Source organism: Pseudomonas sp. MYb541 (assembly GCF_037479595.1).
Classification (GTDB): Bacteria; Pseudomonadota; Gammaproteobacteria; order Pseudomonadales; family Pseudomonadaceae; genus Aquipseudomonas; species Aquipseudomonas canadensis.
Genome location: NZ_JBBGYS010000032.1, coordinates 1 through 15,530 on the forward strand (window position 1 = coordinate 1; position 15,530 = coordinate 15,530).

The following is a 15,530-nucleotide window of genomic DNA, read 5'->3' on the forward strand; positions in this document are numbered from 1 at the left end:
GCGTGGGGCGGCGCCGCGGCCCAGCGCAGGGCAAGCCTGCTCACCACAACAAGCCTGTTTACCCCAGCAAATCGGCTCACTTCAGGGAGCTTCGTGTTCCCTTAGCTGATAGGTACGCGGTTTTCAGTAGAGGCCTTGAACAATGCGTCAGCCATTTCTTCAATGTCATCACGCATGCAAAGCTTCTCCAACCACGCCTGCGGAATACCTTGCACGCCATAATGTGCGCCCGCCAATTGCCCAACGATAGCAGCCGTTGTGTCGGCATCATCGCCCAGGTTCGCGGCCGCCAACACAGCGTCGGCGAAGCTGTCAGTCTGAAGGACACACCACAGCGCCGCTTCTAATGAGGCCACCGCGTAACCAGAACCCGTGATTTGCGCGAGCCTCTTGCTGCAATAATCCCCCTGGGCAATTGCTACGACCTTCGGCGCAGAGATACCGGCGCGTGAAACACTCAGCATCTGCTCCTTTGTCGCACCACTCAACGCATTACTGATTGCCCGCGCCAGCACCACGCAGCACTCGATTGCCTCTTGAGCGCCATGCGTCGTACGAGAACTTTGACGGGAAAAATCGTCGATAGAGTGAACGTCAGGGAAGTAAAACAACACTATCGGCGCGAGACGCATAAGCGAGCCGTTGCCCGCAGAAAAAGGATCAGTAGAGCCCGCAAATGGATCACCGTGCGTCTCGAATGCCGTGAGTGCAGAGCGCACGGTCATACCGATATCAAAGCAATCGCCCGTGGAGCTCAAGTAGCCCCACTTCCACCAGTTCAAATACCGGCCCATCTGGTCGGCTGCGTCGAATCCACCTTTGCACAGCAGGCTTTCGGCCAAACACAGCGCCATTGAGGTGTCATCTGTCCATTGGCCCGGCTTCAGGCTGAACGGACCTCCACCCACCATATCGGTGAGCGGTGTGAATGTGCCGCGTGGCATGAATTCAACTGTTGTGCCCACTGCATCGCCGCAGGCCAGGCCCAGCAAACTACCGCGATAACGATCCAAAAGCGTCAGAGGCATAATCCTTCCTTGAGAAAATCGGTCAGTCAGCACCTTACTTGACCAACCGCTTCTCCTTCGAGGGGCGATATCCGAAATATGAGCTATAGCACTTGCTGAAATGACTGGGCGAAACAAACCCACACGCCACCAGCACCTCCACCTGTGACAACTCGGTGTGCTGCAACAGCCGCCGCGCTTCGGTCACGCGCAGTTCCATGTAGTAGCGCTGCGGCGTGGTGCCCAGTTGTTCCTTGAACAAGCGCTCCAACTGGCGCCGGGAGCGGCCGGCGTAGACCGCGAGTTGATCCAGTTCCAGGGGTTCTTCCAGGTTGGCGTCCATCAGCTTCACCACTTCACGCAGGGGCGCGCTGACACTGACGTTTTCAGTGGGTTTGATGCGCCGGTAGCGGGACTCTTCAAAGGCCAGGATGTCTTCGATACCTTCGACCAGAGCCTTGTCATGCAGGCCCTTGATCCAGTCCAGCGCCATGTGGAAGGCTCCAGACGGGCTCGAGGCGGTAAGGCGGTCGCGATCGATCACGTAGGGTTCGCTGGTGACGTGGGTGGCCTTGGACACTTCTGCCAGTGCCGGGCGATGTTCCGGGTGGATGGCGCAGCGATAGCCTTGTAACAGTCCGGCACGGCCAAGGAACCAAGCGCCGTTCCACAGGCCGGCGAGGCTGATGCCCTGTTCGGCGGCAGCGCGCAGCAAATGAATGAAGTCTTCGCCGGCCTTGAGTTCCGTGCGAAAGCCGCCGCAGATCACCAGCAGTTCCAGGTCTTGCAGCGCCACCACGTCCAGGCGTGCATCCGGGCGGATCACCAGACCAAGGTCGCTGATGACTTCACCCTCATCACAGCCGAACGTACGCGAGGCAAACAGGTCAGGACGTAGCAGGTTGGCGGTAACGAACGTGTCGAGGGTCTGGGTGAAGGCCGGCAGGGAGAAGTGTTCGAGCAACAGGAAGCCGACGCGGGTGACCGACGCCGGCTGCGAGGTTTCGTTGAGGTAGCGCAGGTTCTTGCCTTTCATGCCACCGCTGAATTGACGTCTTTCCATCGAGGGTTGGCCCACTCTTATTGTTGATGCAGTGGGCGCCATCTTAGGGGCAAATGCGTTGGCTGTCTCAGGCACTGAGCCTGAAAAAACCTTAACCCTTCAAAGCCCCCGGCAGAACAGCCGCAAGCGCATCTGATACGGTTTTTTCTTTGCCATCTGCATCTGTATCGAAACGCCTCCTGGACGGACAATAGCGCCATCCCCACCCCCTTCCCTTCGGAGGCCTTATGACCAAGATGGCACTTTTCCTGTTCGGCTTTTTGGTACTCACCATCGGCATCGGCCTGCTGGCAACCATCTCACCTGTCTGAAGCGGCCCTTAGCTGACAACCAGCATCGGGTACAGAGACAGCACCAGCAACACCGCCATCGACCAATTGAACACCCGCAACCAGCGCGGCTCACGCAACACATTGCGTAAGCCGCTGCCACACACGACCCACACACAGACGCTGGGCAGGTTGACCACGGCGAACACCAGCGCAATCACCAGCACATTGGTGACGTAGCCTTCAGCCGGCGTATAGGTGGTGATTGCCCCCAACGCCATGATCCAGGCCTTGGGGTTCACCCACTGGAACGCCGCAGCGCCAAGGAAGGTCATGGGCTTGCCCTGTTCATCAGGGCTGTCGGACATGCCGCCCGCCGTCGCAATCTTCCACGCCAGGTACAGCAGATAGGCTGCGCCCACGTAGCGCAGCACGGTATACGCCCACGGAAACACCTTGAACACCTCACCCAACCCCAGGCCTACCGAAATCACCAGCAGCATGAAACCAATGCTGATCCCCAGCGCGTGGGGCATCGAGCGGCGAAACCCGAAGTTCACCCCCGACGCAAGCAACATAGTGTTATTGGGCCCCGGGGTGATCGAAGACACGAAGGCAAACAGCACAAAAGCTGACAACAAGCTGGTAGACATGAACATAACGCGGCATCCAAGCGGAGGGGTATGCCAGCGACAGTAGAGGGTTATGGACTGCCCTGCCCCGTACAGCCACGTTACGATTGAGGCATACACTTTTTTGCCAAAGCTTTCACAAACCTTTCACAGATAGGGGCATATGGTGAATCCAGCTCCTAATGAACATCCTTTTAGCCCGCGCGCCCCACGCGGGCTTTTCTTTGCCTGGGGTTTATCGGAGGCAAAAAAAGAGGCAAGCCGTTCATCCAGGCTTGCCTCCAGTCTCTACCCGTCAGCGCGGGCCGCCACCACCGCCAGGGCCGCCGCCTTGCCCGTGCCCTCCACCGTGACCACCACCACCGCCGCCACCCGGCGGCATGAACATCCAGCAGCCCGACAAGGTCGACAACAGCGCGACAACCACTGCCGCCTTGGTTAGATAACTCAACTTCATGACCACACTCTCTCACTTGACGAGATTAACTTCTCGCTGGATATGACAGTGCCAACTCAAATGCGTCACGGCTATCGTGTAACCTGTTGGTAGGGTTTGTAAGCCCGGCGGTACAAGGTGCCGTCAGTTCTGCGGCCGTTGTTTGGTCGAGTCCAACTCGGCCTTTTTGGCAGTGCTGATTTCGGTGATTTGCGCCGACTTGCCGGTCTGGCGCATATAGTCGGCAATCACTTTGCTGGACTTGGCAATGTTCAACGTGTCATCGAACGCCGAAGGTGACGCTTTAGGCGTGTTTGCCCCGCTGCCGGCGGGCGTTATGGTAGTAGACATCGGCGCTGCTCCCTGAAGGGACGAATGAACTCGTCGTGCTGACGATAGCCTGGCGCCGACGTTAGCATGGGCAATGGGCCATTAACCTGGGCTTCACAACAATCCACAACGCCAGGCTGTCCGGCTTCAATGAGCGCACACCATTCGGCTGGCATGAGCCTACACTCATGGAAAAACTGATTACCACAAGGCTCGCCGGGACCCACCAATGAGAGATCTCCCCCCCACTGCCACGCTTCGCGCGTTCGAAGTCGCGACCCGACATGCGACGTTCACTTCAGCCTCAGAAGAATTACATGTGACCCAGAGCGCCGTCAGCCACCAACTCAAGCACCTTGAAGACCTCTGGGGGTTACAACTCTTCCAACGCGGCAAGTCTTTGCGGCTGACCCCAGCCGGCGCGGCACTGGCGCCTATCGTGCGCGAGTTTTTTATGAACCTGGAAGCCACATTGACGGACCTTAGAGAACAAAAAGGCAGGGTTCGGCTCAAGGTGAGCACCACCTATTCTTTCGCGCTGAAATGGTTGCTGCCCCGGTTGCCAGGTCTGTCGCAGCAGCACCCGGAAATTCTAATCACGCTGGAAACCACTGACAAAGCGATCAACTTTTCCAGCGCCGATTCAGATGTCGCGATTCGCCTGGGCAACGGTCATTACCCCGCCTTGCATTCGGAGTTCATGCTCAGGGAGCAAATTTTCCCGGTGGCCAGCCCTGACCTGCTTAACCGTTTTGGCACCCCGAACGAGCCCGCCGAATTGTTGCGTTACCCGCTACTTACGCGTGACGGCGCAGACCTGGTGCCCAAGTGGGAAGCCTGGTTCGAGCACGTCGGCGTGGGCGTTTCTACACTCAAGGAAAGCGTCAGGTTTGCTGACACCAACATGACCATAGAAGCCGCCTTGCTGGGCCAGGGCATCGCCTTGGCCCGTAGCGGCCATGTCGAAGCCGAAATCAACGACGGCAGCCTCATAAGGCTGTTCGATGTGCCGTTCGCCTCACCGGTCGCCTATTTCTTTGTCTGTCCCAAAGGGGTCGAAACACAGCCTCACATCATCAGCTTTCGTAACTGGCTGCTGGCGGAGTCGACTCAGGCCCAGCAACACTATCGTTGATAGTATGAGTAATGGCTCATGCCAGGATGAAGGGACTTCGCTGTTGTCCAGCCCCCAGTTTGCTTAACATGGCGCATGCCCTTTCCTATCGTATTACTCGTCCTCTTCGCCGCCCTCTTGCACGCCAGCTGGAACGCGCTGCTGCGTGTCGGCACCGACAGGCTCTGGTCGATGACCGTGATGTGCCTGTCGGTCGCCCTCGTCAGCGTGGGCTTTGCGCTGTACCTCCCAGCGCCTGCCGCTGCCAGTTGGCCTTACGCCGCGTTCTCGGGTGTCTTGCACGTCGGTTATAACCTGTTCCTGGTGCGCAGCTACAAAGTGGGTGATCTCGGGCAAACCTACCCGATCGCCCGCGGCTCCTCGCCCATTTTGATCACATTGTTCGCCATGGTGTTTGCTGGCGAAACCCTCAGCACCAGCGCCCTGTTCGGCATTGCACTGGTGTCGGGCGGTATTATTTCACTGGCTTTCAGGCAGCGCAGGCTCGCGGTCCCCAGCTTGCCTTACGCCTTGGGCACGGGTTTTTTCATCGCAGCCTACAGCGTCACCGACGGCATAGGCGCGCGACTTTCAGGTGCGCCGCTGGCCTATACCGCCTGGATGTGCGCCCTCTGGGGCGTACTGATGCCACTGGTTTATATCGGTCTGCGCGGCGCACGCAGCCTGCTTGCCCCGCGCCCGGGGCTCATCACCGCCTTGATGGGTGGGCTGGTCTCCCTGCTGGCCTACGGCATTGTTATCTACGCCATGTCTGAATCGCCGATGGGATCGGTTTCCGCCTTGCGCGAGACCAGCGTACTGTTTGCGGCGTTGATCGGTTATTTCTTCCTGGGCGAGGCACTGACTGTCCGCAAAGTCCTGGCGTGCGCGGTGATTGCCACCGGCACGATGCTAATTGGCTAAATTCACCTCCCTCTTAAAAGGTTCAAGACATGGCTACCGGCTCTTCAGCTCCCCTGATTCTGATCACCGGCGGAAGCCGGGGTGTAGGCGCGGCAACGGCGCGGCTCGCGGCAGCGCAAGGCTATGACGTCGTCATCAGCTACATCAACAATGAGGCCGCCGCACTCGGCGTGGTGGCTGACGTGCAAGCGCTCGGACGACGCGCCTTGGCCATACGCGCCGACAGTGCCGACCCGGAACAGGTCGCGCATCTGTTTCGAGCCATCGACGAGACGTTCGGCCGCATCGACGTTCTGGTCAACAACGCCGCAATCATCGCGCTTCAATCGCGCTTTGAAGACCTCGACTTTGCCCGCATGCAACGCATCTTCGCAATCAATGCCATCGGCCCGATGCTCTGCGCGCAGCAAGCCGTGAAGCGCATGTCGTTTCGACACAGCGGCAACGGCGGCAGCGTGATCAACGTCTCCTCGGGCGCCGCGCGATTGGGCAGCCCCAACGAGTATGTCGACTACGCTGCGTCAAAGGGTGCTCTGGAAACCTTCACCATCGGGCTATCCAAGGAAGTCGCGCGCGAAGGCATCCGCGTCAATTGCGTTCGCCCAGGGCATATCTACACCGAAATGCACGCCAGCGGCGGAGAACCGGGTCGCGTGGACCGCGTCAAGGACAGCATCCCGATGGGCCGGGGCGGCGAGCCCGAAGAAGTGGCGCGGGCCATACTGTGGCTGGCAGGTAAAGAGGCGTCGTTTGTTACCGGGACCTTTCTGGATGTGACTGGGGGCAAGTGAGAGATTTGCACACGCTTGACTGGGAACACACACTGCGTCATCGAGCATCCAACCAGAATAAATACTGATAACGGTTCCATTGAAAAAAACGGGGAAACTCATGGGGATTAACGTCACGATGCTAAAGGGCATTTGCTTCCTGACGATGGGTGCCATTGCGCTCGATGCGCTTGCGGGGACGGCGGAACAGAACTATCTGTGCAAGACGCAAGAAACACTGTTGTTCGGCTGCGACTCCGGGCCGAAAATGATCTCGGTTTGCGCATCGCACGATTTCTCAGCGACAACCGGCTATGTGCAATACCGATTTGGTACGCCCGGCAAAATCGAGTTGAGCTACCCCGAAACACCGAGCCCACCGAAGGGGCACTTCTGGCTCAGTTCCACGGCCTACTCCGGTGGAGGCGAAGCCCATCTGCGCTTTACCAATCATGGGGTAACCTACGCCGTTTTCGACCGTATGGTGCGCACCAACTTTACCCCCGGAGAACCCAACGACCCCGAAATGAGCGAGGGAGTGGTCGTGCGTCCGCAGGGAAAAAAAGCCACACGGCGGCTTTGTACCTATTCCGAAGGCGGGATTCGCGAGCAAGCTTATACAACCATCGAACGTGAAGATTTCGACGATAGCCTCGTTCCTTAAGCGCGAATGTCGCATGATCACCGCCTGGCAACCGACTGACACGAGAACCACCATGCTCCGTATCTATCCAGCGACCCCAGCCGATCTTGAAGCCCTGCGCGAAGTCGGCTGCACCACCTATCGAGAACACTTTGCACACATCTGGTCGCCTGCCGGATTGCAGGCGTTTCTTGATCGGGACTTTTCCCACGACGCCTTGCGCCAATCACTCGAAACATCCGACAGCCCTCTATGGCTGCTCGCTTCAGATGACAACGCGCAAGTCGTAGGCCTGGCAAAGGTCAACTGGTCGGCGCCGGCGCCCATAACAGGCGAAGTTGGCGCAGAACTGCGCAAGATCTACTTTCTAAAATCCGCCGCAGGGCGCGGGTATGGGAAGCGATTTATGCAGTTCATTTGCGACCAGGCTGTAACGCGTGGTGAGCGCTCGCTGTGGCTGACGGTGCTCAAGTCCAATCCCGATGCACGACGGTTTTATGAGGCTTTTGGGTTCAAGTGGATCGGAGAAATTCCGTTCAAGACGGACCTGGCTGAAATCGGGATGGATGTGATGGGGCTTGAACTGCAGCGGCAGGATGCATAAATGGATGAGTTGATAAAAGGCCTCGACGGGCCCAGGACGGCGCAGCAGGAACTGTTCTACGACTTGGAAGATGCGTCGGCGGTGATTGGGTGGTCGGTGGTTGAGCTGACCGCTTTGGCGGCCAGCGGCAGGACGCCGGATGAGGCCGTGGCATTGATGAAGATTTGCGCGCTGCTGGCGGCGCAGCAGGAGAAATTGCGGGCGTATGCAGGTGAGGTCAAAGACCAGAGGATCGTCAGGTCTCAAGTCCTATAAGCCCGACGCAGCGGTCGGGCTCATTGAATTACAAATGTTCAGTTGTCGGGATGCTCGCTCGCCACTGAATCAGCGGCGTCTACATCCGACATGTCCTCTTCAAGAGGCGCGTCATCGTCCGGCGGCAACGGAACACCCTCCTCATCGCGCTTCGGATCGTGCCCTGTCTCATTGTCGGTGCCGCGGGTTACATCCTGCTGAGAAATATTCCCAGGGGCATTTTCATTGATTTCCATGCTGGCTCTCCGTTCTTACGCTCGGGATATCGGCGCTTAAACATGGGATCAGGTAGTGGTCAGCGAGTGCGATGTACTGGACGAACGGCAGAAAGCCTTGCGCAATGGCAAGGCGTTTCAGAGTCAGTTCCTAACGCGCCAGACTTCCAAAACTTTTTCAAAGCCAATAAAAAACCCCGTAGACGTTAATCTACGGGGTTTTCAAGAGTGGAGGCCGAGGTCGGAATCGAACCGGCGTAGGCGGATTTGCAATCCACAATATTTTCGTTATAAATCAACAGCTTGAATCGAAATAAATTCCGCAACGGCGCTATTTTCCAGTGGCCGTAACGCGGACAGGCCAAGCTGGCCGCTTTGGGTTGCGGAACTACTTTTATGCACCTCGTTGATTCCCCACCACCCCTACTATGCATGCTCAAGGACAGATCGATCTGCCTGAAAAAGACGTGGCCATCCTGTGGAGGCGGCCGCATTCGCCGGTTTTCAAGACCGCTATGCAAATGCAGGCGGGCTGCAGCCTTGAACGCCCAAGGTGTTCCATTACTAAACAGAAATACCCGAGCTGAGAACCGCATTCTGCAAGGGGTGCGGATTTAGTTTTGGAACTGTTTTTGCCCCCTCCTCCGGCGTCCTGCCAACCGAACACAAACCACCAATAGCCCACGAGTCGTGAGACAATCGTATGGCCGCGTTCGGCCGATCCCTGCCTGTCGCGAGGTCCGAATTCCACTCAGAGCTAACACCCAGACATTCAAACCAAACAAGTAGATAATCGACTGCTGTTCCTGCCATTTCCAGTGCTTATGAACAACGAATACTCCCGAGGCAATCCACCGGCAGTACGGCATATAGCCTGTGCGGGCCCACGGTGCCCAACCCCTGTCGGTGTCTTTGTTCTTTGACGCGCCTGCTAACGTTCCTCGTTGACTACGCACCTTTGCGTATTGATAGGTAAAAACGATGCTGTGTAATGCGCAGTGCAACTTTGGTGATATATCTCTACGGCATCAATTGCATCTCCGACAAACCGTATTCCCCCAACGAATACAGCAACGTCCCATACCCCAGTTGCTCGTAGCCACCGTTGTCAGCCCCATAATCCCCGCCCCCTCCTTCCACTTGTACTTTATTTGCCATGGCCTGCACGTTCGGCGCGCTGAGGTCCTTTCGCACGGCGTAGTGGTTGTAAAGTAGTTCCCATATCGGCCGGGTGTCACCCCGGTGTTTAGTCGAGATGGCCGCCTGTTTGAAACTGCGGCGGATCACGGGAGTAAACGGCACCTCCTGGCCCAGGTTGTACTTGGCCACATACTCGGCGGCTTGCAGCACGCGGTTGTTCTGGTAGCCGAACAGATCGTCGCCCTGGCTCCAGGCCATTTGGCAGAAACTGCCGAGCAACGCGATGTCGAGCATGGCGTGTGCCTGATCACGCCCGCTTTCCTGGACTTGACCCAGGCCACGGCCGTAGATCTTCCACACCGCGTGTTCGATGGCGCCGTTACCCCTGCCGTGCTTGAAGTAGTCGACAGCCTCGTTGTAGAGGTCGCGGCGATCGGTCAGTACGCCGATGGCCAGCATCGAGTTCATGTTGGCTAAGTCCCAGCTGGCCCAATGGTAATCAGGCGGGGTGCCATCGTGGTACACCAGAAAGTCATGATTGATTGGGTAGAAGACAGTGAGCATCAGGCTTTGAAAGCGCTGGAAGTCTGCCGGCTCCCACTTCGGATAGGTGCGCAGCAGTTCGGCCGCATTGGCAAGTTGATAACCGTGCAAGCCTGCCGCCAAGGCTTTGACGGGGTTGCCTTTGGTCGCGGTGAGGGTTGAGGACAACCGGTTCAAAATGCTCACCGCCTTGTCGGCATATGCCGGGTCGTTCGAAATCTGCCAGCGCAGGGCCAGTGCATACGCGGCGGCGTTATCGCTGAACAGCACGCTGTGGTTATTCGGTTCTTCTGAAGTGCGGTAAACCACCGGCACCGGGTTGGGCTGCCATGCCAATGAGGCATGGGGGTTGGCGATCAGCTTCTGCCAGCCGGCCAGCCACGGCTGGTTATAGTTGGCTAGTTTTTCGCGTATTCGTGAGAAGTCATCCTGAGTCTGTAGCAGGCCAGGATGCACGAACGCTTCGGTATGCAGGGTGGGGGAAGCTTGACTGCCGATACTCATCAATAGCGCGCCGAGCAGCACGGCTCTTTTGGATAGGTGCTCCAAACGGATCATCATGTGTTCACCCGGATGGGTAGAACCTTGCGCGGTCCGAAAAGCCATTCGCTCAGAGTCAGAATCTGCCCCTGGGATAGTTCATCTGGCGCCTGCATACCCGGGATCTTGTTGTTAGAAGGTGTAGTTGATTGCAAACAGGCCCAGGCCTGAGCTTCGGTGTCTTACCAGCGGGCTGTCGCTGGCCTGGTCGTCGTATTGAGTCACCGTCAGGCTGGCCAGCGTTGACCAGTTCGTGTCCAGGGTGTGCTGCCAGTTCAAGCTGGCGGAATAAGCATAGATCCCAGCGTCTGCGGAGTATTTGCTGTAGATCGAGCGTTGGCTCTGTGCCTGTGTGACCCCGAAGAAAGTCTGGTTGTAGCGGCTGTCGCCGGCATGGGCGTCCACGGCCAGACTCAGGGTGTCGCGGCCTGTGTGCAACAGGATGCCTTCCAGGCCAAATCGGTAACGGTTGCCACGGTGTTCGCCGGCCATGCGTATGTCGGCTTCAGCGTTGACCGACAGCCAATCAAGCAGTTGTTGACTGAGGGTAAAGTTGGCGACGGTTGCGCCGTTGATATCGCCCATACCTCTGAGCTCGTCGCCGCCGGGGCTGGTTGTAGTGTCCTTCTGCTTGCGGCCCAGGTCGTAATTGATCGCCGCGCTGGTGCCGAAACCACTGTCGGATTGAAATTGCAGGCCCACGCCGCGAGTGGTGTCGGCAAACAACGCTCCGTGCTGGATGCTGAGCATCGGAAGTACGAGCGGACGATAGCGGTCAGCGCCCATGTAGCGAGGTGTGCCCCCCATGCCAAGACCCAGGATAATGGTGGTTTCATCGGCTGCCGGGCTGGCGTCGGCCGCGTGAGCCTGGGGCGCGAGCGCGAAGCACATCAGCGTGGCGGCGCCCAATAGGACCTTGCGGGTAGGGGGAGCGGTAAAGTTCATGGTCAAGCCCTTTGTGCAAAAGAAGACAGGAGTGCACCCGCCGGCGAGCGATACGGCACCTCTCCCTTATCGAGCTGTTCAGGCACGTTGATAGGCTTGGACAGCGATACAGTGGTCGGCATAGGATCGGCTCGCGAAAGCGGGCGTAGGGCAATACTGGCAGCACACTTTCAATAAACCGTTCGTAAATTATCAAGATTTCATCAAGAGGCTTCTTTGTGTCAGGAAAACGTATTCTCATCGTCGAAGACGACGCCGACAGCGCCAGCATTCTTGAGGCCTACTTACTCCGGGATGGCTATGAGGTGGCCCTGGCCGAAGACGGCCAGCGCGGGCTCGACCTGCACAAAAGCTGGCAGCCCAACCTTATCTTGCTCGACGTGATGCTGCCGCGTTTGAGTGGTACCGAGGTGTTGTCGGCCGTGCGCCGCAGCAGTGACACGCCGGTGATCATGGTAACGGCCATGGGTGACGAACCGGAAAAGCTGGGTGCCTTGCGCTATGGCGCGGACGACTATGTGGTCAAGCCTTACAGTCCGCGCGAAGTAGTGGCGCGGGTGCACGCAGTGTTGCGGCGCACCACCGGCAACCCACCGGTGGAACAATTACTTCGCCATGAAAACCTGCGAGTGGATCTTGTCGCCTTTACCGCGGCCATCGAGCAAGGCGATGAACCACCGCAATGGCTGGACCTGACCCCAACGGAGTTCAAGCTACTGGTGACGTTGCTCAAGACGCCGTCCAAGGCCTTCACCCGCGATGAGTTACTGGAAATCTGCCTGCCGGAAAGCGAAGCCCTGGCCCGCGTCGTCGACACCCACGTGCACAACCTGCGCCGCAAGCTGGAAACCCATGGCATCACCGGCGTACTGGTAACGGTGCGCTCTATCGGCTATCGATTCAGGTAACTCACATGCTTGAGCAACCGCAGGTCAACGACAAACCGATGTGGCGCTGGATCGGCCTACGCATGAGCCTGCTGGCAATTGGCGCGGTGGTAGTGATCTCTGTGTGCATGTGGATCAACGTCACACTGTCGGATTGGTACTTTGTGCAGCATCTTCCGCCGGGGCCACGCGATGAGTTGCTGGCGCTGCGTGCCGAGCCAGGGCTCAATGAGGCACGCTTGCGTCAATTGGTTGCCCAGTACTATCCGCTGGCCTATTTCCAGCCGGCTATCGCCAATCGCGACTGGCTGATACTGATCGGCCTGGTGCTGGCCGCTATCCCCACCATCATAGCCTGCGGCCTATGGTTTTCGCGGCCATTGTCCAGCCAGTTCTCTGCGATTGCCCAGGGAGCCCGGCGGGTCGCCGGCGGTGATTTCCTTACGCGCCTGCCTGTGCACCGCGATACTCCCGACGAGCTGCAACGACTGGTCAGCGACTTCAATAGCATGACCATGCGACTGGAGCGCTATGAACGCGATGTGCGTGAATCCAGCGCGGTCATTGCCCACGAATTGCGCACGCCATTGAACGCCGCCATGGGGCGCGTGCAGGGTATGCTCGATGAGGTGTTCCCCAGCGATAACACGCAGTTGGGCATGGTCAAACGTCAGCTCGATCAACTCAGAAAACTGGTGGATGACCTGCATCTGTTATCGATGGCCCGTGCTGGCCAGATGGTGCTGGAACGCAGCGATTTTTCTCTGGGCGCTCTGGTGGCGGAGCGGTTGGCCTGGTTCCAGCCACAGTTGGATGAGGCTTGCGTGCGAACGCAGGTCAGTATTCCCGATGGGCTTCGAATGCACGCCGATCGTGATCGCCTGGGCCAGGTGATCAACATTCTGGTCGATAACCTGCTGCGCTATGCGGCTGGGGGAGGCGAGTTGAATATGACGGCGCGCAGGGTCAACGGATCGGTGGTGATTGAAGTCGGTGACCGAGGGCCAGGTATCGAAGCCCAGCATCTGGACAGCGTGTTCGACCGCTTCTGGCGAGCAGAAAGATCCAGGGCACGTTACTCAGGGGGGAGCGGGCTAGGCTTGTCCATCGCCCGTGCGATCTGCCAGGCCCATGGCGGTACCATTACTGCCCGCAACCTGGCCGAAGGCGGTACGCTGATCAGGACGGAGGTTCCTGTGTAGGCGTTTCTTCCTTGCCTTGCAACCGGCGCTCAAGTCGGTGAAGTCGTAATGATCGTAGAGCCGGAAAACTGCCAAGGCTAACAGGACCTTGCGTGATCAGGGGTGAAGTAATTTCAACGAGAATATCTCGTTGCTGCCGACCGGCAGGAACATGCTATAGCTGGCGTCCCTGCCATTGGCGATGATGTCTCGGGAAGGTGTACTGGGCGGACACTTAGGTCGCGTCGCTTGCGGCTGGCTGTTTCGCTACAAGATCATTGGCAGCTTGGACATCCCAGCGCAAGACCAAACGTCATTCGCCGGTGCTTTAGGTAGCCTGGTTGCTGATAAGGGAGAAATACGTGATCTCTCAGGTCCGATTTTCATGGACATGCTTCACATGCTGACATAGCTCGCGGGACCACTTTTGGCCGGAAGCAGTTCACCGCCTACGACGGCTTTGGGCCGGTTACAGCCTATAGCGACCGGCAGCTACTGGCCCAGAGTGTGTAAAAACGCCTTCGCGAACTCTTGCTAAGATTTCTGAGGATTTCATCGCAGGGATCGCCCATGAAGCGCTTTATCCAAGGTGAACATCGAGGCCAAGGCACCTTACTTCCCGAGAGCCTCGACGACTACGTCAGCGATACCAATCCGGTGCGGGTAGTCGACATCTTCGTCGACGAACTCGACCTGGTCAATCTGGGTTTTGAAGGTGCCATTCCAGCTGATACTGGCCGGCCGGCTTACCACCCCGCGATCCTGCTGAAGATCTACATCTACGGCTATCTCAACCGCATCCAGTCGCGCCGACGTTTGGAGCGAGAAGCCCAGCGCAACGTCGAACTGATGTGGTTGACCGGGCGTTTGATGCCGGACTTCAAGACCATCGCCAACTTCCGAAAAGACAACAGCAAGGCCATCCGAGGCGTCTGTCGCCAGTTCTTTGTGCTGTGTCAGCAGTTGGGATTATTCGGAGAACATCTGGTCGCCATTGATGGCAGTAAATTCAAAGCAGCCAACAACCGCGACCGCAATTTCACCAGCGCCAAACTGAAGCGGCGCATGGAAGAAATGGAATCGAGTATCAACCGTTACCTAGCGGCACTCGATGCTGCCGATCGGCAAGAACCCACAGCTTCCAAGCCTAGCGCCGTGCGGCTGGAAGAGAAAATCGCTAAGCTCAAAACTCAAATGAAGGAGTTTCAAGCGATCGAAATCCAGCTCAAAGAATCGCCGGATAAACAGGTCTCACTGACCGATCCAGACGCCCGCTGCATGAAGACGCGCGGCACGGGAATCGTCGGCTACAACGTGCAGACAGCGGTCGATACTCAGCACCATTTGATCGTTGCACATGAGGTGACCAACGTCGGTTCCGACCGCGATCAACTCAGCTCAATGGCCAAGCAGGCCCGCGAGGCTATGGCGTCAGAAATGTTGTCGGTAGTGGCTGATCGAGGTTACTTCAAAAGCGAACAAATCCTAGCTTGTCACGATGTCGGCATCACCGCCCATGTGCCCGAGCCGATGACCTCTGGAGCCAAAGCAGACGGGCGTTTCAATAACGATGCCTTCCTCTATGATGCGGAAAAAAACGAATACTTTTGCCCGCCTGGAGAGGCGCTGATCTGGCGCTATACCAACGTTGAAAAAGGCCTGACGTTGCACCGTTACTGGAGTTCGAAATGCCAGGGCTGCGCGTTGAAGTCGCAATGCACTCCGAGCACGGAACGACGGGTTCGACGCTGGGAGCATGAAGCCGTATTGGAGGAGATGAAGCTTCGGCTGAGCAAAGCGCTGGGGATGATGCGAGTCCGAGAGCGGACGGTTGAGCATCCCTTCGGGACGCTCAAACAATGGATGGGTGCGACACACTTCCTGACGCGAAAGTTGGCCGGGGTGGGCGCGGAGATGAGTTTAAATGTGCTCGCCTACAACATGAAACGAGTCATGAAAATCATCGGTGTTCACGGTTTGATGAAGGCGCTATCGGCATAAAAAAGCTGATTTTATAAACAGAGTTGACGTG

General features: G+C 57.8%; 17 protein-coding genes. 9 read left to right on the forward strand and 8 right to left on the reverse strand.

Features of this window, described 5'->3' with window-relative positions; translation table 11 throughout:
* Positions 1 to 101: 101 nt before the first annotated feature.
* From WH299_RS19550 to WH299_RS19570, 5 genes are all read right to left on the reverse strand, one after another.
* Positions 102 to 1,028: an ADP-ribosylglycohydrolase family protein gene (locus WH299_RS19550; protein ID WP_339551037.1), complete on the reverse strand. Its 927-nt coding sequence runs from the start codon at positions 1,026 to 1,028 to the stop codon at positions 102 to 104.
* Positions 1,029 to 1,062: 34 nt separating this feature from the next.
* Positions 1,063 to 2,070, reverse strand: a complete 1,008-nt coding sequence (locus WH299_RS19555; protein WP_073860000.1) for a GlxA family transcriptional regulator — start codon at positions 2,068 to 2,070, stop codon at positions 1,063 to 1,065.
* A 319-nt stretch (positions 2,071 to 2,389) separates the two neighbouring features.
* A complete protein-coding gene (locus tag WH299_RS19560; RefSeq protein ID WP_123477598.1) occupies positions 2,390 to 2,998 on the reverse strand; it encodes a LysE family translocator in 609 nt (202 codons plus the stop codon).
* A 268-nt stretch (positions 2,999 to 3,266) separates the two neighbouring features.
* The gene (locus WH299_RS19565; protein ID WP_162834921.1) at positions 3,267 to 3,428 is read right to left on the reverse strand and encodes a hypothetical protein; all 162 of its coding nucleotides are present in this window, start codon (positions 3,426 to 3,428) and stop codon (positions 3,267 to 3,269) included.
* Positions 3,429 to 3,551: 123 nt separating this feature from the next.
* On the reverse strand, positions 3,552 to 3,758 hold the full coding sequence (locus WH299_RS19570) for a hypothetical protein (protein ID WP_339551038.1): 207 nt from the start codon (positions 3,756 to 3,758) through the stop codon (positions 3,552 to 3,554).
* A 208-nt stretch (positions 3,759 to 3,966) separates the two neighbouring features.
* On the opposite strand from WH299_RS19570, the gene gcvA reads away from it, so the two are divergent.
* From gcvA to WH299_RS19600, 6 genes are all read left to right on the forward strand, one after another.
* Positions 3,967 to 4,872 carry a transcriptional regulator GcvA gene (gene gcvA / locus WH299_RS19575; protein WP_339551040.1) on the forward strand — a complete coding sequence of 302 codons (906 nt, stop codon included), beginning with the start codon at positions 3,967 to 3,969 and terminating at the stop codon, positions 4,870 to 4,872.
* A 75-nt stretch (positions 4,873 to 4,947) separates the two neighbouring features.
* Positions 4,948 to 5,775 carry a DMT family transporter gene (locus WH299_RS19580; protein ID WP_339551041.1) on the forward strand — a complete coding sequence of 276 codons (828 nt, stop codon included), beginning with the start codon at positions 4,948 to 4,950 and terminating at the stop codon, positions 5,773 to 5,775.
* Between the two features lie 29 nt (positions 5,776 to 5,804).
* Complete coding sequence (locus WH299_RS19585; RefSeq protein ID WP_339551043.1) at positions 5,805 to 6,566, forward strand: SDR family oxidoreductase; 762 nt, start codon at positions 5,805 to 5,807, stop codon at positions 6,564 to 6,566.
* Positions 6,567 to 6,666: 100 nt separating this feature from the next.
* Complete coding sequence (locus tag WH299_RS19590) at positions 6,667 to 7,209, forward strand: hypothetical protein (protein WP_339551044.1); 543 nt, start codon at positions 6,667 to 6,669, stop codon at positions 7,207 to 7,209.
* A 52-nt stretch (positions 7,210 to 7,261) separates the two neighbouring features.
* On the forward strand, positions 7,262 to 7,792 hold the full coding sequence (locus tag WH299_RS19595; protein ID WP_323623733.1) for a GNAT family N-acetyltransferase: 531 nt from the start codon (positions 7,262 to 7,264) through the stop codon (positions 7,790 to 7,792).
* Positions 7,793 to 8,047 carry a hypothetical protein gene (locus WH299_RS19600; RefSeq protein ID WP_122727211.1) on the forward strand — a complete coding sequence of 85 codons (255 nt, stop codon included), beginning with the start codon at positions 7,793 to 7,795 and terminating at the stop codon, positions 8,045 to 8,047.
* Between the two features lie 38 nt (positions 8,048 to 8,085).
* Here WH299_RS19600 and WH299_RS19605 read toward each other — a convergent pair whose 3' ends face one another.
* The 3 genes from WH299_RS19605 to WH299_RS19615 all read right to left on the reverse strand — a co-directional run bounded on the left by WH299_RS19605 (position 8,086) and on the right by WH299_RS19615 (position 11,430).
* On the reverse strand, positions 8,086 to 8,283 hold the full coding sequence (locus WH299_RS19605) for a hypothetical protein (RefSeq protein WP_028616273.1): 198 nt from the start codon (positions 8,281 to 8,283) through the stop codon (positions 8,086 to 8,088).
* A gap of 999 nt (positions 8,284 to 9,282) precedes the next feature.
* A complete protein-coding gene (locus WH299_RS19610; RefSeq protein WP_177035060.1) occupies positions 9,283 to 10,503 on the reverse strand; it encodes an alginate lyase family protein in 1,221 nt (406 codons plus the stop codon).
* Between the two features lie 114 nt (positions 10,504 to 10,617).
* Positions 10,618 to 11,430: a MipA/OmpV family protein gene (locus WH299_RS19615; RefSeq protein ID WP_177035049.1), complete on the reverse strand. Its 813-nt coding sequence runs from the start codon at positions 11,428 to 11,430 to the stop codon at positions 10,618 to 10,620.
* A 218-nt stretch (positions 11,431 to 11,648) separates the two neighbouring features.
* On the opposite strand from WH299_RS19615, the gene WH299_RS19620 reads away from it, so the two are divergent.
* From WH299_RS19620 to WH299_RS19630, 3 genes are all read left to right on the forward strand, one after another.
* Positions 11,649 to 12,338, forward strand: coding sequence for a response regulator (locus WH299_RS19620; protein WP_339551046.1), 690 nt, complete (start codon positions 11,649 to 11,651; stop codon positions 12,336 to 12,338).
* 5 nt (positions 12,339 to 12,343) lie between these two features.
* Positions 12,344 to 13,519, forward strand: a complete 1,176-nt coding sequence (locus tag WH299_RS19625; protein WP_339551047.1) for a sensor histidine kinase — start codon at positions 12,344 to 12,346, stop codon at positions 13,517 to 13,519.
* Between the two features lie 549 nt (positions 13,520 to 14,068).
* Positions 14,069 to 15,499 (forward strand): IS1182 family transposase, encoded by a 1,431-nt coding sequence (locus WH299_RS19630; RefSeq protein WP_339551048.1) that lies wholly within the window; start codon positions 14,069 to 14,071, stop codon positions 15,497 to 15,499.
* Positions 15,500 to 15,530: the final 31 nt, after the last annotated feature.